The 21,547-nt window shown below is 72.5% G+C and carries 20 protein-coding genes; 10 read left to right on the top strand and 10 right to left on the bottom strand.

Features of this window, described 5'->3' with window-relative positions; translation table 11 throughout:
* Positions 1-82: 82 nt before the first annotated feature.
* Positions 83-634: a TetR/AcrR family transcriptional regulator gene (locus tag ACFYXE_RS11535; protein ID WP_361174724.1), complete on the top strand. Its 552-nt coding sequence runs from the start codon at positions 83-85 to the stop codon at positions 632-634.
* Positions 635-641: 7 nt separating this feature from the next.
* Here ACFYXE_RS11535 and ACFYXE_RS11530 read toward each other — a convergent pair whose 3' ends face one another.
* Both ACFYXE_RS11530 and ACFYXE_RS11525 read right to left on the bottom strand, forming a co-directional pair.
* Entirely contained in the window at positions 642-2,396 is a 1,755-nt protein-coding gene (locus ACFYXE_RS11530) for a glycosyltransferase family 2 protein (protein ID WP_389311333.1), read from the bottom strand.
* Positions 2,397-2,701: 305 nt separating this feature from the next.
* Positions 2,702-3,301 (bottom strand): short chain dehydrogenase, encoded by a 600-nt coding sequence (locus ACFYXE_RS11525; protein ID WP_389311331.1) that lies wholly within the window; start codon positions 3,299-3,301, stop codon positions 2,702-2,704.
* A 123-nt stretch (positions 3,302-3,424) separates the two neighbouring features.
* Here ACFYXE_RS11525 and ACFYXE_RS11520 point away from each other — a divergent pair, with 123 nt between their 5' ends.
* On the top strand, positions 3,425-4,291 hold the full coding sequence (locus ACFYXE_RS11520; protein ID WP_389311329.1) for a LysR family transcriptional regulator: 867 nt from the start codon (positions 3,425-3,427) through the stop codon (positions 4,289-4,291).
* Between the two features lie 9 nt (positions 4,292-4,300).
* On the opposite strand, the gene ACFYXE_RS11515 is transcribed toward ACFYXE_RS11520, so the two are convergent.
* Positions 4,301-4,927 (bottom strand): TetR/AcrR family transcriptional regulator, encoded by a 627-nt coding sequence (locus ACFYXE_RS11515; protein ID WP_389311327.1) that lies wholly within the window; start codon positions 4,925-4,927, stop codon positions 4,301-4,303.
* A gap of 101 nt (positions 4,928-5,028) precedes the next feature.
* Here ACFYXE_RS11515 and ACFYXE_RS11510 point away from each other — a divergent pair, with 101 nt between their 5' ends.
* Positions 5,029-6,012: a GNAT family N-acetyltransferase gene (locus ACFYXE_RS11510; protein ID WP_389311325.1), complete on the top strand. Its 984-nt coding sequence runs from the start codon at positions 5,029-5,031 to the stop codon at positions 6,010-6,012.
* A gap of 34 nt (positions 6,013-6,046) precedes the next feature.
* Here the strand turns inward: ACFYXE_RS11510 and ACFYXE_RS11505 are convergent, their stop codons facing one another.
* The 4 genes from ACFYXE_RS11505 to ACFYXE_RS11490 all read right to left on the bottom strand — a co-directional run bounded on the left by ACFYXE_RS11505 (position 6,047) and on the right by ACFYXE_RS11490 (position 9,605).
* Positions 6,047-6,202, bottom strand: coding sequence for a DUF6131 family protein (locus ACFYXE_RS11505; protein WP_361176149.1), 156 nt, complete (start codon positions 6,200-6,202; stop codon positions 6,047-6,049).
* A 196-nt stretch (positions 6,203-6,398) separates the two neighbouring features.
* Positions 6,399-7,922, bottom strand: a complete 1,524-nt coding sequence (locus ACFYXE_RS11500) for a catalase (protein ID WP_361176147.1) — start codon at positions 7,920-7,922, stop codon at positions 6,399-6,401.
* 305 nt (positions 7,923-8,227) lie between these two features.
* On the bottom strand, positions 8,228-8,980 hold the full coding sequence (locus ACFYXE_RS11495; protein ID WP_389311322.1) for an MgtC/SapB family protein: 753 nt from the start codon (positions 8,978-8,980) through the stop codon (positions 8,228-8,230).
* A gap of 100 nt (positions 8,981-9,080) precedes the next feature.
* On the bottom strand, positions 9,081-9,605 hold the full coding sequence (locus ACFYXE_RS11490; protein ID WP_389311320.1) for a hypothetical protein: 525 nt from the start codon (positions 9,603-9,605) through the stop codon (positions 9,081-9,083).
* 123 nt (positions 9,606-9,728) lie between these two features.
* Between ACFYXE_RS11490 and ACFYXE_RS11485 the strand changes: the two genes are divergently transcribed.
* Both ACFYXE_RS11485 and ACFYXE_RS11480 read left to right on the top strand, forming a co-directional pair.
* Positions 9,729-10,916, top strand: coding sequence for a serine hydrolase domain-containing protein (locus tag ACFYXE_RS11485; RefSeq protein WP_389311318.1), 1,188 nt, complete (start codon positions 9,729-9,731; stop codon positions 10,914-10,916).
* A 131-nt stretch (positions 10,917-11,047) separates the two neighbouring features.
* Complete coding sequence (locus ACFYXE_RS11480) at positions 11,048-11,518, top strand: DIP1984 family protein (RefSeq protein ID WP_389311316.1); 471 nt, start codon at positions 11,048-11,050, stop codon at positions 11,516-11,518.
* A 247-nt stretch (positions 11,519-11,765) separates the two neighbouring features.
* On the opposite strand, the gene ACFYXE_RS11475 is transcribed toward ACFYXE_RS11480, so the two are convergent.
* Complete coding sequence (locus tag ACFYXE_RS11475; RefSeq protein ID WP_389311314.1) at positions 11,766-12,395, bottom strand: MarR family winged helix-turn-helix transcriptional regulator; 630 nt, start codon at positions 12,393-12,395, stop codon at positions 11,766-11,768.
* A 62-nt stretch (positions 12,396-12,457) separates the two neighbouring features.
* On the opposite strand from ACFYXE_RS11475, the gene ACFYXE_RS11470 reads away from it, so the two are divergent.
* Entirely contained in the window at positions 12,458-13,201 is a 744-nt protein-coding gene (locus ACFYXE_RS11470; RefSeq protein ID WP_389311312.1) for an SDR family NAD(P)-dependent oxidoreductase, read from the top strand.
* Between the two features lie 46 nt (positions 13,202-13,247).
* On the opposite strand, the gene ACFYXE_RS11465 is transcribed toward ACFYXE_RS11470, so the two are convergent.
* On the bottom strand, positions 13,248-14,081 hold the full coding sequence (locus ACFYXE_RS11465; protein WP_389311310.1) for a helix-turn-helix transcriptional regulator: 834 nt from the start codon (positions 14,079-14,081) through the stop codon (positions 13,248-13,250).
* 101 nt (positions 14,082-14,182) lie between these two features.
* On the opposite strand from ACFYXE_RS11465, the gene ACFYXE_RS11460 reads away from it, so the two are divergent.
* The 3 genes from ACFYXE_RS11460 (at position 14,183) to ACFYXE_RS11450 (ending at position 19,617) form a co-directional block, all read left to right on the top strand.
* Entirely contained in the window at positions 14,183-14,890 is a 708-nt protein-coding gene (locus ACFYXE_RS11460; protein ID WP_389311308.1) for an SDR family NAD(P)-dependent oxidoreductase, read from the top strand.
* 199 nt (positions 14,891-15,089) lie between these two features.
* On the top strand, positions 15,090-18,620 hold the full coding sequence (locus tag ACFYXE_RS11455) for a molybdopterin-dependent oxidoreductase (protein WP_389311306.1): 3,531 nt from the start codon (positions 15,090-15,092) through the stop codon (positions 18,618-18,620).
* Between the two features lie 181 nt (positions 18,621-18,801).
* Positions 18,802-19,617 (top strand): SAM-dependent methyltransferase, encoded by an 816-nt coding sequence (locus tag ACFYXE_RS11450; protein WP_389311304.1) that lies wholly within the window; start codon positions 18,802-18,804, stop codon positions 19,615-19,617.
* 86 nt (positions 19,618-19,703) lie between these two features.
* Here the strand turns inward: ACFYXE_RS11450 and ACFYXE_RS11445 are convergent, their stop codons facing one another.
* The gene (locus tag ACFYXE_RS11445; protein WP_389311302.1) at positions 19,704-20,129 is read right to left on the bottom strand and encodes a pyridoxamine 5'-phosphate oxidase family protein; all 426 of its coding nucleotides are present in this window, start codon (positions 20,127-20,129) and stop codon (positions 19,704-19,706) included.
* Positions 20,130-20,534: 405 nt separating this feature from the next.
* On the opposite strand from ACFYXE_RS11445, the gene ACFYXE_RS11440 reads away from it, so the two are divergent.
* The gene (locus ACFYXE_RS11440; protein ID WP_389311300.1) at positions 20,535-21,476 is read left to right on the top strand and encodes an oxidoreductase; all 942 of its coding nucleotides are present in this window, start codon (positions 20,535-20,537) and stop codon (positions 21,474-21,476) included.
* Positions 21,477-21,547 lie beyond the last annotated feature (71 nt).

Below are 21,547 nucleotides of genomic sequence, written 5' to 3'. Positions count from 1 at the left end.
AGCTCTCCGGATCGCAACAGGGGGCGGTCCCCCACAGGTCCGACAGCCGCCACCGCCACCGCCACCGCAGCGAGGAGAAGCCATGCCCGAGGCCGCACGGCAGCGCGCCGACGCGCTCAAGAACCGGGAGCTGATCCTCCAGGTCGCCCACGACACGCTGACCGAGACCCCGGACGCCTCCCTCAACTCGATCGCCAAGCGCGCGGGGGTCGGCCCGGGCACCCTCTACCGGCACTTCCCCACCCGTGAAGCCCTTCTCCTGGAGGTCCACCGGCAGGGCATCGACCGGCTCACCGCCGCCGTGGCGCAGACACTCGCCACCCGGCCCCCGCTGGAGGCTCTGCGCAGCTGGTTCGCCACCCTGACCGGGTACGTGCGCATCAAGCACGGCCTCGGTGAAGCCCTGCACTCGGCCGCGGCCAAGGAGGTCATCAGCGCTTCCTGGCCCCCCGTCACCGCGGCCGTCCAGCAGCTCCTGGACGCCTGCGCCGAGGCGGGCGAGGTCCGCCCCGGCATCGACCCCGTCGACGTCATCATGCTGCTGAGCTGCCTGTGGCGTACGCCGGACAGCCCCGAGGGCGCGGCCCAGGCCGAGCGCCTCATGGAACTCGCCATCGACGGCTTCCGTCCGTGAACCGGCGCTAGGCGGTGGCTTTGCGCCGCGTGACCACGCGGTGCCGAGTGACCACGCGGTAGAGCATCCGCGCCAGCGCATACCCGCGGGGCGGCAGCAGACGGTGGCAGGTCGCGGCGGCCCAGGTCAGGGCTCGGCGCCGCCGGGTGAGCGGGGCCCGCCCCGGCCCGTGAACCGTGAGGCCCGCCAGCCGGGGCGCACTGAGCCAGCCGCACGCGGACAGCCGCAGCAGCACGTCCCACGCTCCGGAAGCCAGCTTCCGGCCCGCGTCCGCCGTGCGGGGGTCGACGGCGGCGACGGTGCGGAAACGGAGCTCCACCAGGTGGGTGCCGTCGTCCTGGGCGGTCGCGACGGGGACCTCCTCGACCGAACTGTCCGCGCGCACCAGCAGTTCGGTACGCCCCCTGCGGTGCCGCAGCAGCGGTGCGACCCTCGCCCTGGCCACGGCGGCGGTGAAGTCGCTCGCCGCGTCGATGCCGGGGACACGAGCCAGTTCGGCGGGCAGGTGCCAGTGGTAGCGCGGTGTTCCGTCGGGCCGCTCGGAGCGTACGAAGAGAACCGGGTCCGGGCGCTCGCCGGCCCGGCCCCGGTGGACGAGGCGGGTGGTGGCCTCGACCTTCAGGGCTCCCTCGACCCACTGGGCCGCCTCCAGGTGCGGCTCTTGGGCGACGTCCGCCTCGAACGAGGCGAAACGGTCCAGCAGGCCGTGGTCGCCGTACCGGGCCAGGGCGGAAACCACCCGCAGCCGCACGGGCAGGTGGGCGTCGACCTCTGGGGGCAGGTCGGCCGCGAGCGCGCAGACGGCGGAGTACCACTGCGCCCGCTCCTCGTCCGGCAGACCGACCAGGCGCTTGCCGGTGAGCCGCTTCAGTGCCTTGTTCCCGTACCAGTTGGCGATCAGACGACGGCGTACCGGCCCGTCGGCGACCCGGGTGTCGGGGGCGTCCAGGACGGCGAGGACCGAGCGGATCGAGGCCAGGTAGGGGTGCGGGTCGATGCGGCGGTAGCTGATGTTGTGCTGGCCGCCGGTGTGCCGGACCCAGTGGTAGCAGGTGTAGTCGTGGACGGTGGCGACGCGCTCGGCCAGCAGGTAGGCGCGGAGCATGAAGATGTGGTCCTCCAGCCGGACCCGGCCCTCCGGAAAGCTCAGCGCGTGACGGCGCAGGAAGGAGGTACGGAACAGCTTGTGCACCGTCATGGTGCCGGTGAGGACCGCGTCCTGACGAAACGTGCCCGCCGCCATCGGCCGGGCGAAGGGGGCACGCGGAGCGCCGCGGCCGTGGCCCGCCATCCGGCCCGCCACGATGTCGGCGCCGGTCTCGCGCGCCCGGGCGTACAGCTTCTCCAGCGCCTTGGGGGCCAGCCAGTCGTCGTCGTCCACATAGTGCACGTACTCGCCGTGGGCCGCCGCGGTGCCCAGGTTGCGGGGGCGGCCGGGCCAGCCGGAGTTGTCCGCGCGGATCAGCCGCATCGACGGCTCGTCGGCCAGTGCCTCTTCGAGCAGGTCGGGGGTGCCGTCGGTGGAGCCGTCGTCGACGTAGACGACCTCGAACTCCTCACGGGGCATGCTCTGCGCGCGCAGCGCCGCAAGCCCGGTCAGGATCGTTTCGCCGGTGTTGTACGTGGGGATCACCACGCTCACCTTGTACCGCGGTGCTTCCTGCGCGCTCTGCGGCCCTGCCGGCCGAGGGCTGGGGGTGGTCTTGGTGGCCGTGGTCATGCAGCGGTTCTCCCTGAGCTGGTCCACCACTCCGGAAGGCACGGATTCATCGTCCCGGAGGGCGTCCTCATGATGTGCGAGCAGCGGGCGCAACCGGTGCATCGTGGAACTCGTGTCGCGCGCCTGGCGGGTGGCTTCTCGTCATCGGCGGTGACGTTGGTCCTATTGCCCCACCGGGCAGTCGGCCACGGTCTCTTCGGCACCGTGCGTCACCGTGGTCGCGTACCCTGCTCGGCACCTGGCACGCGTGAGCCGATGCGCGCAAGACACCACCCCGTACGCACAGTTGTGGCCGGACAGCCACGCGGCTGTCCGGCCACAGATGTTCCGGCGTGCGATGCGGGCGGCTACCGGACCCGGTAGATCTGCCCCGTCTGCGCCCCCTCGATCGACCGGACGTATGCCGTCGCCACCCGTGCCGCGGGGACCGCTTCCATTCCGACGAAGAACGGGCCGTAGGAGGACAGGGACTCCTCGGCGACCGTGGGGCTCACGGCGTTGATGCGCCGGGGCGGGAGCTCGATCGCCGCGGCGCGTACGAACGCCTCGACCGCGCCGTTGGCCGCGGACGCCGCCGCGCCCGCGACGATGGGCTCCTCCGTGAGAATGCCGCTGACCAGCGTGAAGGAGCCCGTCGGGGCCACGTGCCGGGCGCCCTGGCGGACCAGCTCGAGCTGACTGAGCGCCTTGCCGCGGAAGGTCGCGTCGACGTCCCCGGCCGTCAGCTCGTCCAGCGGCTTGAACACGGCGTCGCCCGCCGCGACGGCCACCGCGTCCAGCGGGCCGGCCTCCGCGTAGAGCCGGGTCACGGCCTGCGGGTCCGTGATGTCGGCCACCAGGTCGCCGCCCGAGCGCCCCACACCGACGACCTCGTGTTCGCGTGCCTCCAGCGCCCGGCGCACCGCGCCGCCCAGCGTGCCGCCCGCACCGACCAGAAGAATCCTCATCGTCCACCGTCCCTCACGTATCGAGCAAGAATCCCGGGTGGGAAACACCCGGACGCCCCCACGCTACGAAGGTCTCCCCCGTCGCCGGAAATGCCGTCTGGGCAGGGACTATGCTCCATAGGCATGGATGAAGTGGAACTGCGTCACCTGCGGGCCCTGGACGCGGTGGCCGACGCCGGCACGATCACCGCCGCGGCGGCCCGGCTGCACATGACGCAGCCCGCGCTCTCCCGCACGCTCGCCAAGCTGGAGGCCCGCGTGGGCGTCCGCCTCGTCGACCGCACTTCCCGCCGCCTGGTCCTCACTCCGGCGGGCACGACCCTGCTCGGGCACGGGCGGGCGATCCTCTCCCACCTGGACGCGGCACTCGCCGACACCCGCGCGGTCTCCCGCCCGCTGCGGCTCGGCTACACCTGCGCGGTGCTCGGACAGCAGACCGTACCCCTGCTGCGCTCATGGCGCCGGGCGCACCCGCACGCCCCGCTCGACGTGGTGCGGCGGGACAACAGCACCGCGGGCCTCGCCACCGGCGACACGGATGTGGCGGTGCTCCGCACCGTCCCGGCCGACCCGCGCATCCGTACGGAAGCGCTGTACACGGAGGGTCGCGTCGCCGCCCTGCCGGACGACCATCCGCTCGCGGGCCGGGACCAGGTGCTGCTGGCCGAGCTCACGGCCGGGCCCGAGCTCCCGCTCGCCCTGTGGCCGGACACCGGCACGGCGTCCCCGGACCTGTGGCCGCCGAAGCAGCGGCCGGCCCGGACGATCGAGGTGACGAACGTGGACGAGTGGCTGAACCTGATCGCCATCGGCGGGGCCTTCGGGCTCGGCGCCGCGGGCACGGCGGAGAGCCACGGCCACCCCGGCGTCTGCTTCGTCCCGGTGTCCGACGCGCCTGCCGCCACCGTCTATCTCGCACGCCCCGCCCACCCCACGCACCCCAGGACCGAGGACTTCGTGGCCGCGGTCAAGGACGTGGTGAGCGGCTGAGCTCCCCGCCTAGGCCTGTTGGATGCGCGCGGGTCCGGGCCGGGACCGGGTCCCTGCCGACGTGAGGAACTCGTCGAGCAGGGCGACCTGTTCGCGCTCGGGGAACCGGTCGGGGTCGAAAAGGGCCTGTACGACGAGGCCGTGGGTGAAGGCGACCGCGGAGGCGGCGAGCCGGTCCGTGTCGGTGTCGTCCGGGAGCTCGCCCAGATCGCGTGCGGCGTCCAGATGGGGGCGGATCGTCGAGCGCAGCCGGGTGTAGCGGTCGGCCTGTTCCGCGGTCAGTCCGTCGTCGGCGAGGGAGAGGTCCCAGGAGCTGACCCAGACGCGGTTGCGGGCGGTGTCGCCCGGGGTCAGCGGCAGGATGTCGAGGAGCATGGCCCGCACGGTGGCGAGGCCCGGCGCGGGGCGGGCGCGGCGGGGCCGTTCCGCGGTGCGCTTCTCCAGCAGGTCCAGGGCGTGCGTGAGCAGGGCCCGCTTCGTCGGGAAGTAGTGCATGAGCATGCCCGTCGAGACGCCCATCGCGGCGGCGACGGCCCGCAGCGTCAGTCCTGCGAAGCCCTTCTCCGCGAGGACGCTCCAGACCGCCTCGGACACGTCCTTGCGGCGGGCTTCGCGGTCTCCGGGTGCGGGCGGCATGGTGCTAGCTTACGTACCGAACGCTTGTTACGTACGTCGGGGTGGTTCCCGGCCGCCCGTCGGCCCGGCCCTGCCCCCAGCCCCCGGAGAGCGAGGCCCTCATGTTCACCCTGCCGCTCGGCGACCACGCCCTGCTGAGTCCCCTGGAGCCCTGGCAGGCACCGGAGTTCCTCGCCCATGTCGACCGCGCCAGGGAATCCGTGGATCCGTGGATACCCTGGGCGACCTTCAGCACCGACCTCGACTCGGCCACGGCCACGCTGCAGCGCTATTCCGACCGCCTGGCCCAGGACGCGGGCCGGATCTACGGGATCCGGCTGGAGGGGACGCTGGTCGGCGGCGTCATGTTCACCCGCTTCGACGCCGCGGGCGGCGTGTGCGAGATCGGCTGCTGGCTGGAGCGCGCTGGGGAGGGGCGGGGCCTGGTGACCCGGGCCTGCCGGGCGCTGATCGACTGGGCCTTCCGCGAGCGCGGGATGAGCCGGGTCGAGTGGTGGGTCGCGACGGGCAACGCGCGCAGCGTCGACGTGGCGCGCCGGCTGGGCATGCGGCGCGACGGCGTCCTGCGGCAGCACTCCGCGTACCGGGGCACCCGGCGGGACATCGAGGTGTGGTCACTGCTGCGCGACGAATGGCCCTCCGTCGCCCCGGCGGCCGGGGCGGAGTCGCTGTCCGGCGTGCGCGCCGAACTCGACCGTCTGATGGGCGTGTTCGTCGGCGCGTTCACCAATACCGACGGCCGCCGTCCCGACCTCGGAGTGATCCGCGACCTGTTCATCCCGGAGGGCATGGTCATCGCGAATGTCGGGGGCAAGCCGGTGGTCCACGACCTCGACGCGTTCATCGAGCCGCGGCAGGAGATGCTCACGGACGGGACGCTGACGGAGTTCTCCGAGGCGGAGGTCTCCGAACGGACCGAGATCTTCGGGTCGATCGCGCACCGGTTCAGCGCCTACCGCAAATCCGGCTTCCACCGAGGGACGTGGTTCGAGGGCTCGGGCCACAAGACCACGCAGTTCCTCCGGACCCCGGCGGGCTGGAGGATGTCCTCGCTGGCCTGGGACGACGAACCGGCCCCGGCATGACCTGTGGGAACCCGCGTAACGCGCGGGGGGCGGGCTACCAGTAGTGCTTCCGTCCGCCGACCGCGTGACCGACGGCGCCGAGCACCCAGAGGACCGCACCGATGACGACGAGCACGACACCGATGGTCCACAGGATGGAGATACCGGCCACCAGACCGATGACGAGAAGGATAATTCCGAGTGCGATCATGGAGTCCTCCGACCCTCAGAATTACCTTCAAGTATGCACCTCGGGGACCGCGATGACGGATCCGCTTCACCAGGTATTCGGAGCGGTCTCCGCGACCTCTACGAACCCCTTCTGAAGGGCGGTTCCGGAGCCGCGCCCACGCAGGCCACAGCGGCCCGACCGCGAACGGCCGGGCCGCTGGGCGAGGCGGCGGCGCTCAGGCCTTGGCCTGCATGTCCCGCCGTGCGGGGTTGCCCTGCTGCTCGGCCTTGGGGTCCTTCTCGCCCGCCTTGGCGCGGACGCCCTCCTCGATGCGCTGGCCGATCGACTTGTCGATGTTCGACCAGTACTGGAAGGCGCGCTGCAGGACGGGCTCGGTGACTCCGTTGAGGAGGTGGCCGACCACGTTGTCCACGAGCCGCTCGCGCGCCGCGTCGTCCAGGACCTCCCGGACCATCGTGCCCGCCTGGCCCCAGTCGTCGTCCTCGGCGTGCGAGACGTAGGCGGCGCGGGTGATGTCGCCGTCCGCGTACCAGCTGGGCGGCGTGCCGTGGCGCTCCGTGTCGGCGGCCGGGCCGCCCTTGGAGTTCGGCGCGTAGACCGGGTCGCTGGTCTTGCGGAACGCCATCGCCCCGTCCTTGGAGTACGTGTTCAGCGGCGCGACGGGCGCGTTGACCGGCAGCTGCTGGTAGTTGCCGCCGATGCGGTGGCGGTGCGCGTCGGCGTACGAGAACAGCCGGCCGAGCAGCATCCGGTCGGGGCTCGGTCCGATGCCCGGGACGAAGTTGTTGGGCTGGAAGGCCGCCTGCTCGATCTCCGCGTGGTTGTCCGTGGGGTTGCGGTCCAGCGTCATCCGGCCGACCTCGATCAGCGGGTAGTCGGCGTGCGGCCACACCTTGGTCAGGTCGAACGGGTTGAAGCGGTAGTCCGCGGCGTCCTCGTACGGCATGACCTGCACGTGCAGCGTCCAGCTCGGGTACTCGCCGTCCCGGATGTGCTCGAACAGATCCCGGGTGTGGTAGTCCGTGTCGGCGGACGCCATCTGGTCGGCCTCGTCCTGCGTGAAGCACTCGACGCCCTGGTCGGTCTTGAAGTGGTACTTCACCCAGAAGCGCTCGCCCTGCGCGTTGATCCACATGTACGTGTGCGAGGTGTAGCCGTTCATGTGGCGCCAGGTGCGCGGGATGCCGCGGTCGCCCATCAGCCAGGTGACCTGGTGCGCCGACTCGGGCGACAGGGTCCAGAAGTCCCACTGCATGTCGTGGTCGCGGAGGTTGTTGTCCGCGCGCCGCTTCTGGGACCGGATGAAGTGCTGGAACTTCATCGGGTCCTTCACGAAGAACACGGGGGTGTTGTTGCCCACCATGTCGTAGTTGCCCTCGCTGGTGTAGAACTTCACCGCGAAGCCACGGGGGTCACGCCACGTGTCGGGGCTGCCGCGCTCGCCCGCGACCGTGGAGAAGCGGGTCACGAGGTCGGTCCTGGTGCCGGGCTGGAAGAGCGCCGCCTTGGTGTAGGCGCTGACGTCGTTGGTCACTTCGAAGTGCCCGAAGGCGCCACTGCCCTTGGCGTGCGGCTGGCGCTCGGGAATGCGCTCCCGGTTGAACTGCGCCATCTGCTCGATCAGGTAGGCATCCTGCAGCAGGATCGGACCGCCCGGGCCGACAGTGAGGGAATGCTCGTCACTCTCCACCGGCGCGCCGGAATCGGTGGTCGTCGGCTTGCGTGAATCGTCGGTCATCGGTCTGCCTTCCGTTCAGCTGCCTGGGGCGCGACCCGCTCGGACAAAAACACACAGAACAGAGTCGCGATACTCCGGTTAACCGTGACGCGAGGAGACCAAACATGGATGAGTCCGGTTACTCCTCGTCGCGCGATCCCGACCCAGGGCCTCGTCGCGCCACTCCCCCGGACACAGCGTCATTACCTCCGGACACGATCCGATCATAGGTCGGGGCGGTCACCTCGGCAGCGGGGTGACGGAGAGCTACCCCGCCCGTCCGGCGTCACTGCCCGTCACGGGCGGACGGCCGCGCAGGGGCGCCGTCATTCCGTCGTATCGGCGACCGCGCCCAGGCCGACCTCCTGAATGCCCTCGACCTGGGCGAGGGCCTCCACCAGGGCGTGGACTTCCGCCGTGCCTTCCAGCCGGAGCGCGGCCCTCGCCCGTGCGGGTGAGCCGTCGTCCCGTGTCACGCGTATCGCCGCCACCCGGAACCCGGCATGCGTCGTCTGCTCCAGCACCCGGCCCAGCAGCCCGTGACCGGGGTCGTACACCACCGCAAGGTCCACGGGGCGCTGCCGGGGCTTGAGCGGGATGCGGTCCGTCAGGTGCGGAAGACCGCGCACGACGAGGAAGTGGACGGCCGTCGCCCCGAGCGCGAGCAGCGGCAGCCCACCGCCGCACGCCATGCCGATGCCACAGGTCAGCCAGATCGTCGCCGCCGTGGTCAGGCCCTGTACGGCATCACGTTTGACGAAGATCAGCCCGCCGCCGATGAAGCCGATGCCCGACACGATCTGCGCGGCCACCCGTGACGGGTCGAAGGACACCCCGGCGACCCCCGCGGCCCCGCCGAAGCCGTGGATCGAGACCTCCATGAACAGGGCGCTGCCCACGCCGACCAGCATGTGCGTCCGCATGCCCGCGCTCTTCTGCCGCGCCTCGCGCTCCACGCCGATCAGCAGGGACAGCAGGAGGGCGAGGCCGAGCTCGGCGAACTGGCGCGCGCCCTGCCCGGCGCCCGTATCGAATAGAGGGGCGGCACTCGGCTGCAGTGCCTGAACGGTCGACAACATGCGCCGATTGTTCCACTTCGGCCGACCTCGACGGCGCCTCGTGATCTCCGGGTCCGCGGTGTCCAGGGAGGTGATGTCCCCGGCCGTGGCGGGCCGGTCGTCACTCCCGGGTCAGGTCTGCGCCGGAGATCGGCCGCGTGATCTGGACCTCCTGGTTGTCGGTGAAGGTCCCGTTCGCCACCGTGCCGCCCAGGAGTACGGCGAGCAGGGCCGCGGCACCGGCCAGGGCCCGGCGTGGCAGCCGGGGTCGGGGGCGCCGGGGCCGCGAGTCGGGCGGCCGGCGCGCTGCCGCCGGCCGGATCTCGGCCCGTACCCGCGCGGCGGGCGTGTCACCGCACGCGATGCTCAGGTGAGCCGCCAGCCACGCCCGCGCCTCGTCCGCCTCCAGGCCGCACGCCGCGACGAACGCGACGACCACTTCCCTGCGGGGCAGCCGGTCCTTGCCCAGCAGCGTCGCCGCGGTGGAGTAGGGCAGGACGTGCCCGGCGGCCGCGGCCCGGCGCTCCAACTGCCGGTAACTCAGCCCCGACCACGCCTTGAGCCGCCGCAGGGCGGCCACGAAGGCGGCCGCGTCCGTGTCGGGCGGTGTCGGCGGCGGTGATGGCATCGACGGTGCTGCGGTCATGGTGGCCCCCCGTTGAGCTGGACGTACGCGAGCTCGCACAAGCTCGAACACCTCCACAGCTTGAGGAAGGGGACGAGCGGCGGTCAACCTCGGCGCAGATTCCCGATGTTGGAGGTCAGCCCGATGCATGTGCTCCGCCGCCGTACCGCCGCCACGGCAGGAACGGCCGCGCTCGCCGGATCCCTGCTGGTCCTCTCCTCGCTCGGCGGATGTGCCGCCGGGCGGGCCGACAGCTCCCCCACAGGTCGCACCGAGCACCAGAGGACGACGGCGGCAGCGCCGGACGGGGAGTCGATCGCGGCCTACCTCCGGCGCACGCTGCCCAAGGGCGTCAGCGGCACCGTGATCGCCGCGCGCGGCGGCCACCTCGCCCACTGCGGCGGCTTCGGGACGGCCGACCGCGCCGCGGGCGTTCCGGCCGGCTGTCGCACCGTCTACGACGTCATGTCGATCACGAAACAGTTCACGGCCGCCGCGATCCTGAAGCTCGACGTGATGGGCAGGCTCCGGGTCGAGGACCGCATCGGGCGCCACCTCGGGCCGGGGGCGGTCCCCGGGGACAAGCGCGCCATCACCGTCGAGAACCTGCTCACGCACACATCGGGCCTGGCGGAGGGTCTCGGCGGCGACTACGCCCCCGTCTCGCGCGACGAGTTGGTGCGCAACGCCCTCGCGTCGAAGCTCCGCTCGGCGCCCGGCAAGGGCTTCCACTACTCCAATGTCGGATACAGCCTGCTCGCCGCGATCGTCGAGAAGGCCTCGGGCGAGTCGTACGAACGGTTCCTGGCCCGGCACCTCTTCGCGCCCGCCGGAATGAGGAGCACGGGCTATGTGCTGCCGCGCTGGCCGCGGCGTCTCATCGCGGTGGAGTACGACGCCAAGGGGCGGAGCCAGGGGCGGCCCGTCGACCATCCCTGGGCCGCCGACGGACCGTACTGGAACCTGCGGGGCAACGGCGGCATGCTCTCCACCGCGCCCGACATGCTCCGCTGGTCACGCGCCCTCTCCGACGACACCGTGCTGCCCGCGAGCGCCCGAAGGCGGCTGTTCGCGCCCCGCGTCCGCGTCCCGGGGAGCGACAGCCGGTACGCGTACGGCTGGAACATCCGTGACCTGGGCAGCGGCCGCCTCGCCTGGCACGACGGCGGCAACGGCTGGTCGCTGGCGCTCCTCGCCCGCGCGCAGCCCGATGACGTCCTCGTCCATTGGGTCAGCAACCACGCCTACCGGAAGGGCAGGTGGAACATGGAGGACCGGGCCGAGGAGCTGACGCTGGGCCTCATCGCCCGCGCCCGGGCCGGGGAAGGGTGACAGGCCCCCGCTTCGGGGAGCGGCCGGACGCGGGCCTGACGCGGGCGGCCTGACACGGGGAGGAAACCGGGTGCGTATGGGGTGGTCTGCCCTCGTATACTCGTGTGATCTCAGAGAACGAGGGGACACCAGTGAAACTTGCCGAGGCGTTGGCGGAGCGCGCGGAGGCGACGCGGCGCGTGGAGCAGCTGCGGGCGCGGGTCGTCGGCAGTGCCCGGTACCAGGAGGGCGAGACGCCTCCGGAGGACGCGGCCCAGTTGATGGCCGACGCCGACGAGGTGCTGGACACCCTGGAGTCGCTGATCCGGCGGATCAACCGGACCAACGCGGCCGTGGACCTGGGCGCGTTCGGCACCCTCACCGACGCGCTCGCCCGCCGGGACGTGCTCCGGCTGCGGCACTCGGTGGTGACCGCGGCCGCCGACGCCGCGGCCGGTACGGGCGAGCGCGGATACGGCCGCCAGCTGCGGTCCGAGCTGATGATGCTGTCCGCCCTGCCCGTGGCGGAACTGCGCGGTCGGGCCGACGCGCTCGCACGGGACATCCGCGAGGTCGACGTGCGGATCCAGCAGGCGAACTGGGAGGCCGACCTCCTGGACTAGCGAGGGGAGCAGGTAGCTGTTCCGGAGGCGTGCACACACCGAGGACCGGCGGTTCCGGTCCACTCCTGGCGCGTGGAGAGCAACGCAGGGGTTCAACTCCCCATCGACAGTGCAGCTCAGCACCGCGTACAGGTAACAGTGCACCCTGCACAGCACATCACCAGGTGCAGATCCGGGCAGTGAGGGCGGGTTCGGGGTTTCCCCTCGTGTGACGACGGCCGGTCGCGTTCGCGGCCGGCCGTCGTCGTCAGTCCAGGCCGACCTGGGTGATCCGGTCGTCCCCCAGCCTGCGCTGCACGTCCGCCAGCAGGATGCCCAGCAGGTCGGTGAGCCGGGCCTGCTGTGCGGAGGTCAGGCCCTCGACCAGCTCGGCCTCCCGACCGAGGACCTGGTCGACCGTCGCCTCCACCACGGCGTGACCCGTCCGGGTGAGGGTGACCTCGACGGTACGGGGACGGCCCTCACCGGGACGGCGGGTGACGAGGCCCTCGCGTTCGGCACGGGCCACCCGCTGGGAGACGGCGCCCGCCGTGACCATGGAGAGGCGGCCCAGTTCACGGGTCGTCAGGGTGTAGGGCGCGCCGCTGCGGCGCAGCACGCTGAGCAGGTCCAGGGTCGCGGTGTCCACGCCCGCGCGGACGAGGACGCGGCGCCGGTCGTCGCCGAAGAGCTTGGCCAGCTGCCAGATCGGGGTGACGATGCCGATCGACGTGGCGGGCGTGCCGGGGCGCTCGCGTTCCCAGGCCGCGGCGATGTCCCGCGCGGTGTAGGCGACGGTGCCGGCTCCCCCTCCCGCGTCGCCGCTTTCCGGCTCGCTTTGCGGTCCGTCCCCCGTCCCCGCTGCTGTGTGCCGCTCGTGCGACTCCCTCGCGTTCATGGCTCCTCCGGTGTACGTTTAGCTCTAAATTTAGACCTCAACGGATGTTCGGAGTTCAGCTTATGACACGCACCATCCTGATCACCGGCGGCGGCACCGGTATCGGCCGCGCGGCCGCCCGGCACTTCGTCGGGCAAGGCGATTCCGTGTTCGTCACCGGGCGGCGTCCCGCGCCGCTCGACCGGCTGGCCCAGGAGATCGGCGTACGCGCCCTGGTGTGCGACCACACCCGGCCGGAAGCGCTCACCGCGCTCCTCGCCGAGCTGCCGGAGCGGGTGGACGTGCTCGTCAACAACGCCGGTGGCAACACCGACTTCGACGCCGAGATCCGGGCGGACCCCGGCGTCGGCAGCAGGGAGGACCTGGTCGCGTACGCCGAGGCCTTCCGCGCCAACCTCGACGCGAACCTGATCAGTGCCGCGCTCACCACGCGGGCCCTGGACGGTCGTCTCGCGGCCGGTGGCGCGGTCGTCCACATCGGGTCCATCGCCGCGGACCAGGGCTCCGGATCCTACGGCGCGTCGAAGGCGGGGCTCACCAGCTGGAACGTGGACCTCGCCCGGACGCTCGGGCCGCGCGGCATCACCGCCAACGTCGTCGCCCCGGGTTACATCGCGGACACCGAGTTCTTCCGGGACCGGCTCGCCGACCAGCGGCGCGAGCAGCTGGTGGCGGCGACCTCGACGGGCCGCGCCGGATCGCCCGACGACGTCGCGCGGACGATCGCCTTCCTCGCGTCCGCCGGTGCGCGCCACATCACGGGGCAGGTGCTGCACGTCAACGGAGGTGCGCACGCGACCCGTTGAGCGTGAAGGCCCGTGGCGAGCCGGGGCACGGCCCGGCACCCGCCGGTCAGTGACCGGTCAGCTCCTGCGTCCCCAGGACCGCGAGGAGTTCGAGCCGTTCGGCGTCCTGGGTGCCGGGCTCGGCCGTGTAGACCATGACGCGCAGGTCGCTCCCCGCCACGCTCAGCACGTCGCAGTCCAGCGTCACGGGGCCCACCCGCGGGTGGTCGACGGTCTTGCGGGACGCCTCGTGGCGGCCCATCGCTCCGGAGTCCCAGAGCTCGGCGAAGCGGTCGCTGTTCTCACGCAGCTCCGCGATGAGTCGCCGCAGGCCGAGGTCGGCCGGATAGCGGGCGGCCGCCGCGCGCAGGTCACCGACCACCGCGGTCTCCATCGCCTGCCGGGACCGCGTGGTGTGGCGGACGCGGCCGGGCGCGCCGAGGAAGGTGCGCCAGGCGCCGTTGCGCTCCCGGCCGTGGCGCTCCCCCATCAGCGCCGTGTGGACCGGATTGGCCAGCAGCAGGGTCCAGGACGCGTCGGAGACGGCGACGGGCGTCCCGGTCAGCCGGTCCAGCATCCGGTGCACGCTCGGGGTGATGTACGCGGGGACGATGCCCTGCCCCGGTGGGACGAGGCCGGCGAGGTGGAAGAGGTGCTCACGCTCGGCCGCGGAGAGGCGCAGCGCCCGGCCGAGTGCCTCCACGACCTGCTCCGAGGGGTGCGTCGCCCGGCCCTGCTCCAGCCGTGTCACGTAGTCGACCGAGATCCCGGCGAGCAGCGCCAGTTCCTCGCGCCGCAGACCGGCCGCCCTGCGCTGCCCGCCCTCGGGCAGCCCGGCCGCCGCCGGGGACGCGCGGTCGCGCCAGCGCCGCACCGCCCGCCCGAACTCCGTTTCCGCCATGCCCCCACTGTGCCCGGTCCCGGGCCGTTCTTCCTGGTACCGGCAGTCCCAGGAAGACGGGGCCGCTGGCTGCATCCGTGCCCGCGCCGCAGTGTGGAGCCATGACCACGACACTGATCACCGGAGCGAACAAGGGTCTCGGCCTGGAGACCGCCCGCCGGCTCGTCGCCGCGGGACACACCGTGCTGCTGGGCAGCCGTGACCCCGCCCGCGGGCGGGCGGCGGCGGACCGGGTGGGCGCGCGGCTCGTCGTCCTGGACACCACGGACGACGCGTCGGTCGAGGCCGCCGCGCGGTCTGTCGAGGCGGACGGCGGACTCGACGTACTGGTCAACAACGCGGGGATCGAGGGCCGGGGCCCCGGAAACACCGTCGTCGGCGCCGCGGACGTGACCGCCGCCGACATGCGGGAGACCTTCGAGACGAACGTCTTCGGCACCGTGCGCGTCCTGCACGCCTTCCTCCCGCTGCTCGCGCGGTCCGCCGCCCCCGTGGTCGTGAACGTCAGCAGCGGCCTGGCCTCGCTGGCCCTGGCCACCGACCCGGACCACCCGGCGGCCGCGTACCCGGGCGTCGCCTACCCGGCGTCGAAGACGGCGGTCAACATGGTCACCGTGCAGTTCGCGAAGGCCTTTCCCCGCATGCGGATCAACGCGGTGGAGCCGGGGTTCACCAGGACCGACCTGAACGGCAACACCGGCCTGCAGACCGTCGAGCAGGGGGCCGAGATCATCGTCCGGATGGCACAGGTCGGCCCGGACGGCCCCACCGGCGGCTTCTTCCACGCGGAGGGCACCCTTCCCTGGTGAGGGGGCGCTCCTTCGCTGATGAGGGGGCGCCGTCTCCGCGACGCGGGTCAGGACCTGCCCCAGGTCCCGCGCCGAAGAGCCCTAGGGCCCGCAGGACGGGACCATCGGCGGCCCGGAGGGCGGCGCCACGGGCGTGCAATGGAGCCAGGGGACCAGGCCGAGCAGCCGGCCAGGCCGGCTTTCCGTCCGGAGGCATGTGGTGAGCCAGGAGAAGCAGGGGTTCTGCACGCTCTGCAAGTCGCGCTGCGGCGCGGTCTTCACGGTGGAGGACGGCAGGATCACCGGGGTCCGCCCCGACCCCGACCACCCCACGGGCGCCGCGATGTGCCCCAAGGGGCGGTCGGCGGCCGAGATCGCCCACAGCAGTCGTCGGCTGACCACGCCGCTGCGGCGCACCAGGCCCAAGGACGACGCCGATCCGGGGTGGGAGCCGATCACCTGGGACGAGGCCCTGGACGAGATCGCGGGGCGGCTGCGGGCGATCGCCGCGGAGAGCGGCCCGGAGTCGGTGGCCTTCGGGGTCGCCACGCCGAGCGGCACGATGATCTCCGACGCCACCGAGTGGATCGAACGGTTCGTCCGCGGCTTCGGCAGCCCCAACACCGTCTACAGCGCCGAGATCTGCAACTGGCACAAGGACTTCGCGCACGCCTTCACCTTCGGCTGCCCGCTGCCGCCGCCGGACTACGCCCACACCGACCTCGCGGTGCTGTGGGGCTTCAACCCCGCCAAGACGTGGCTCGCCCAGTCCGCCGCCCTCTCCGCCGCCCAGGCCCGGGGCGCCCGGCTCGCCGTCGTCGACCCGCGGCGCTCCACCAGCGCCCTGCGGGCGGACCACTGGCTGCGGGTGCGCCCCGGCACGGATGCCGCGCTCGCCCTGGGCCTCGCCCACCTCCTCATCGAGGACCAGGCCTACGACGAGGACTTCGTACGGGCCTGGACCAACGCTCCCCTGCTGGTCAGGCTGGACGACGGACACTTCCTGCGCGCCGAGGACCTCGCCGGGAGCGGCGCCGACGGCCGGGCCGACGGTGCGGGCAGGGCGGCGGGCAACGGTGCGGGCTTCGTCGTGTGGGACGAGCGGGTCGGCGCGGCCGAGGCGTACGACACCGCTCTGCCCGCTGACGCGCCGGAGCGGTTCGCGCTGCGCGGGGTGCGCACCGTGCGGCTGCGCGACGGCGCGCGCGTGCGGTGCGTCCCGGCGTTCGAGAAGTACGCCGAGGCCTGCGCGCAGTGGCCCGTCGAGCGGGTCGCGGAGACGACCTGGATCCCCGCGGCGGAGATCCGCGCCCTGGCCGCCGCGATCGGCGCGGCCCGCTCCGTGACGTACTACGGCTGGACCGGCGTGGGGCAGAGCGCCAACGCCGCGCAGACCGAGCGCGCCCTCGCCACCCTGTACGCGCTCACCGGCAGCTTCGACACCGAGGGCGGCAACCGCACCGCCCCGGCACCGCCCTACCGGCGGGCCTCCGCACCGACCGACTTCGCGCCGGCGCAGCGGGCGAAGGCCCTCGGTCTCGACAAGCATCCGCTGGGCCCGCCCGCGGCCGGTTACATCAACTCCGGTGACCTGTGCCGGGCGATCGAGGAGCACGTGCCCTACCGGGTACGGGCCCTGGTCGGATTCGGCTCCAACCTCGTGGTGGCGCAGCCCGGTTCGGACCGCACCGCGCGGGCGCTGCGCGCCCTGGACTTCCAGGTGCACCTCGACCTGTTCCTCAACCCGACGTGCGCGAGCGCCGACATCGTGCTGCCCGTGAACAGCGCGTACGAGCACGAGGCACTGCGTTTCGGCTTCGAGATCGGCCAACGGGCGCAGGAGCACGTGCAGTTGCGGCAGCGCATCGTCGACCCGCTGCCCGGCACCCGCTCCGACACCGAGGTCGTCTTCGACCTTGCCGCGCGGCTCGGCATGGGCGAGGAGTTCTTCGGCGGTGACATCGAGGCGGCCTGGAACTGGCAGTTGGAGCCGCTGGGGCTGACCGTCGAGGGGCTGCGGGCGGCGCCGGGCGGGGTGCGGGTGCCGCAGCCCGCCGTGGAGCGCGGCTACGCGGCCGTCGGGAGCGACGGCACGGTCTCCGGTTTCGGCACGCCGACACGCCGCGTCGAGCTGTACTCCCAGCGCCTTCTGGACCACGGCTACCCCGCCGTTCCCGAGCACCACGAGCCCACCGCGCCCGACCCGTCGTTCCCGCTCGTCCTGACCTGCGCCAAGCACGGCTACTACGTGCACAGCCAGCAGCGCGCCGTCTCCTCGCTGCGCCGCCGCGCCACCGACCCGTGCCTCGACCTGCATCCCCGTACCGCCGCCGACCGCGGCGTCGAAGAGGGGCAGTGGGTGGAACTCGCCACCCGGCTCGGCGCGATCCGGCTGCGCGCCCGCTTCGACGACTCCCTGCACCCCGGTGTCGTCGTCGGCGAGTACGGCTGGTGGCAGGACGCCCCCGATCTCGCCCTGCCCGGCGCCGATCCGCTCAGCGCGCTCGGCAGCAACTACAACCGCCTGGTCGACCACTCCACGACCGACCCGCTCAGCGGCTCCGCGCCGCTGCGGTCCCTCGCCTGCGAGGTCCGGCCGGTGCCGCCGGACGGGGCCTGGAACGGCACGCGCGGCTTCACGCTGACGGCCATCACGGAGGCCGGCCATGGAGTGCGCACGCTGCGCCTGGAGCCCGTGGACACCGGCTCGCTGCCGGACCACCGGCCCGGTCAGCACGTGACCGTACGCGCGGTGGTGCGGGCGGCCTCACCCGCCTGGGATGTAAGGGGTGTTGGGGAGGTCGAGGGCGCTGCGGAGGTCGAGGGTGTCGGGGACGCCGGGGGTATCGGGAGTGTCGGAGCCGGGGGCGTCTCGGACGCGGTCCGCGCCTACTCGCTCACCGGGGCGGCCGTGGACCCCGCACGGCGTGCGTACGAGATCGCCGTGCGGCACCTGCCGGGCGGCACGTTCTCCACGTACGTCCACGAACGCCTTCAAGTCGGCGACCGTCTCGAACTCACCGCACCCGGCGGGGTGTTCAGCATCCCCACCGACACCGATCATCCGGTCGTCCTGCTGGCGGGCGGTATCGGGATCACTCCGTTCCTCGCCTACCTGGAGACGCTCGCCGCCACGGGCGGCACGGTTCCGGAGGTGGTCCTGCACCACGGTGTCGCCCACTCCGGCGACCACCCCTTCCGTGAGCGGCTGCGCGAGCTGGCCCGGCGGCTGCCCAGGCTGCGCGTCATCACCCACTATGCGGCCCCTTCTTCCGGCGATGCCGTCGGCGAGGACTACGACCGCCGGGGATTCGTCACGGCCGCCGACATCGCCGACCCGCTGGTCGAACGCCGCGCCCGCTTCTATCTCTGCGGGCCCGAACCGATGCTTGCCTCGCTCACCGAGGGGTTGCGCTCGCGCGGGGTGCCGCCGTTCGAGATCTTCGCCGAGCGTTTCGGGGCGGCGCGGCGCACGGTCGACGTGCCCGACGACGCGCGGTTCACCGTCCGCTTCGCCCGCTCGGGCCGCGAACTGACCTGGACGGGGCTCACCGGCACACTCCTCGACCTCGGCGAGCGGGCGGGCGTCACGATGCCCAGCGGTTGCCGGGTGGGCCAGTGCGAGAGCTGCGCCTGCCAGGTCCTCGACGGGCGCGTCGCCCATCTCGTCGCACCCGCCGACGATCTGCCCGACGACACGGCCCTCACCTGCCAGTCGATCCCGGCCTCCGACCTCGTCATCGACGCCTGAACGCCGGAGCGCCAGAAGGGCGGCCCGCGGCCCTTCTGGCAGGCGTGACGGCGCGTCCCCGGCGGGGTCCGGCTCGGCCCACTTGTGCGGCAATCATTTGAACTGCTGTGCATGATATTGCTGTTGGGTCGTACGTTGTGCCGTACATGACGCACTCCACGGCGGAAAGACGACGGCAGCCATGACCGAGCACGCCACGACGCCCGATCCCGCGGCACGGCAGAAGATCGACACGACGGTGCCGCACTCGGCCCGGATCTGGAACTACTGGCTGGGCGGGAAGGACAACTATCCCGTCGACGAGGCCGCGGGCGACGCGTACAGCGCCGTCTTCCCCGGCATCGTCACCGTCGCCCGCAGCAGCCGCGCCTTCCTGCGCCGCACCATCGCCCACCTGGTCACCGAGGCGGGCATCCGGCAGTTCCTGGACATCGGGACCGGGCTGCCGACCGTGGACAACACCCATGAGGTCGCGCAGCGGCTCGCCCCGGCGTCCAGGATCGTCTACGTCGACCACGATCCGATGGTGCTCACCCACGCCCGCGCCCTGCTCACCTCCACCCCGGAGGGGGCGACCGCCTACGTCGACGCGGACCTGTCCGACCCCGACCGCATCCTGACGGCGGCCGCCGAGACGCTCGACCTGACGCGGCCCACCGCCCTGATCCTGAGCAACATCCTGGGGCACGTCGGGGACCACGACCGGGCGCGGGAGGTCGTCGCCCGGCTGATGGACGGTCTGCCGTCCGGCAGCTTCCTCTCCGTCAACGACGGCTCGCGGGGCGTGGACACCGCGTACGAGCGGGCGCAGGACGCCTACAACGCGTCCGGCGCCGTCCCGTACTTCCTGCGTCCCGTCGACCAGATCACGGCGTTCTTCGACGGACTCGAACTCCTGGAGCCCGGGGTCGTGTCGGTCCCGTTCTGGCGCCCGGAGCCCGGCTCGCCCGTGCAGGAGCCGATAGGCGAGCACGGCGGCCTCGCCCGCAAGCCGTGATCGCCTGGAGCGGGCCGTCCGGGCCCTGCCGCGCCGGGAGGCAGCGACCCTGAGGTGTGTCAGGGTCAGCGACCCCGGGGTGCCGGTCAGACGCTGCCGAGGTCCGACGAGTACCAGTGCTCGGGCCGCAGGTGGTAGATGGCCTGCTTGCCGTGTTCCTTGGAGGCGAACTCCACGTACCCCTCGACCTTCTCGGGCGCGAGGTAGCGCGCCGAGATCTCCCGCAGGTGCTCGACGGTGGCCTCCTCCGTACGGACCACGGGCCCCTCGACGGAGACGTACCGAATGGTCGGCTCCAGCCGCTCGACCATGAGCGAGAAGCGCCCGGCCGCGGAGATGAGCCGCCCCTTCTTCGATTCGGAGCCGGTCATCACCCACAGCTCGCCGCCCGGCGCGTACTGGTACCAGATCGGGAGCGTGAGCGGTCCCCGCCCCTCCCCCGCGGCCACGGCCAGCGCACCGATGTGCGGCTCGGCCAGGAACTGTTCGCGCTCTTCGACGCTGAGGGGCATGCGACTCTCCTTCGACGTTCACCAACGGTCTCCGGCACTCACGATCCCCAACTCGCCCCCGCCGACAGGTATTCCACGCCCGTGGGAGGCCTCCCCCGACCACCCTCTTCACTCCTTCGAGTAGGAAGGCGACCCGGTTGGGCGTGGCGTCGGCGAGTGCCGCTCAGCTCCTGCCGCTCAGCTCCTGCCGTTCAGTTCCTGAGGAGCGCGACACCGCGCCCGCACACCCGCACGCTGACCTGACCTGACCTGCTACGATGCTGGACATTACGCAAGCCTTCTCGGTGCGGACCCGGTCCACCGAGGAGGCTTTTTTCATGCCTGGCGCCCGCCCCGGGGCCTCGCCCCGGCGTGCCACGCCGCCCGGCGCGCACGTCCCGTTTCCCGATGAAGGAGATCCACGCCATGAGTTCCCGAACGAGCACCGCCCCAGCAGCAAGCACCTGGAACCTCGGCGACCTGACCGTCAACCGCGTCGGGTTCGGCGCGATGCGCCTGACCGGTACGGAGCCCTTCGGTCACGGCCTGCCGCGGGACCGTGACCGGTCGATCGCCGTACTCCGGCGTGCGGTCGAGCTCGGCGTCGACCACATCGACACCGCCGCCTTCTATTTCTCGGCGACACGCTCCGCCAACGAACTGATCAACCGCGCGCTCGCGCCGTACCCGGAGGACTTGGTCATCGCCACCAAGGTCTGGCCGGGCCGTGACTCCTCGGGCGCGTGGTGGTGGGCCGAGCCCGCGCAGTTGCGCGGTCAGGTCGAGGAGAACCTGCGTCAACTCGGCCGCGACCACCTGGACGTGGTGAACCTGCGCGTGCCGCCGAGCTCACGGAGCCGGTCGATCGACGAGCACTTCGGCGTGCTGGCCGAACTGCGCGAGGCCGGACTGATCCGCCACCTGGGCCTCTCCAACGTGACCGCCCGGCAACTGACCGAGGCTCAAGCCATCGCCCCGGTCGTCTGCGTGCAGAACGCGTACGGGATCGGGGCGCCGAGCGAGGACCAGGCGCTGCTGCGGCTGTGCGGGGAACGCGGCCTCGCCTTCGTCCCGTTCTTCGCCATCACCGGTGACCGGCGGGAGGCCGGGCCCGCGGCCGAGGACAGCGAGGCGGTGCGTGCCGTCGCCCGTGGACACGGTGTCTCGCCTGCGCAGGTGCGGCTGGCATGGACCTTGCACCAGGGACCCCACGTACTGGCGATTCCGGGGACCGGGAATCCGGACCACCTCGCGCAGAACATGGCGGCCGGCGCACTGCGCCTCTCGGCGGAGGACTTGGACCGCCTCGCCCCGCCGGAGGCGACCGGCACACCGTCGGCCGCTGCCGACCGTGCTCCGCTTCCCTAGCCAGGGCTCGAAGGCACCGGTCTCACCCCCGAGAGACCCGAGAGACCGGAGTGACCCGAGTGACCCGAGTA

Origin of the sequence: Streptomyces sp. NPDC002564, assembly GCF_042889645.1 — a bacterium.
Taxonomy (GTDB): Bacteria; Actinomycetota; Actinomycetes; order Streptomycetales; family Streptomycetaceae; genus Streptomyces.
The sequence above is the reverse complement of the archived record's forward strand: the minus strand, read 5'-3'. Positions and strand labels throughout refer to the sequence as shown.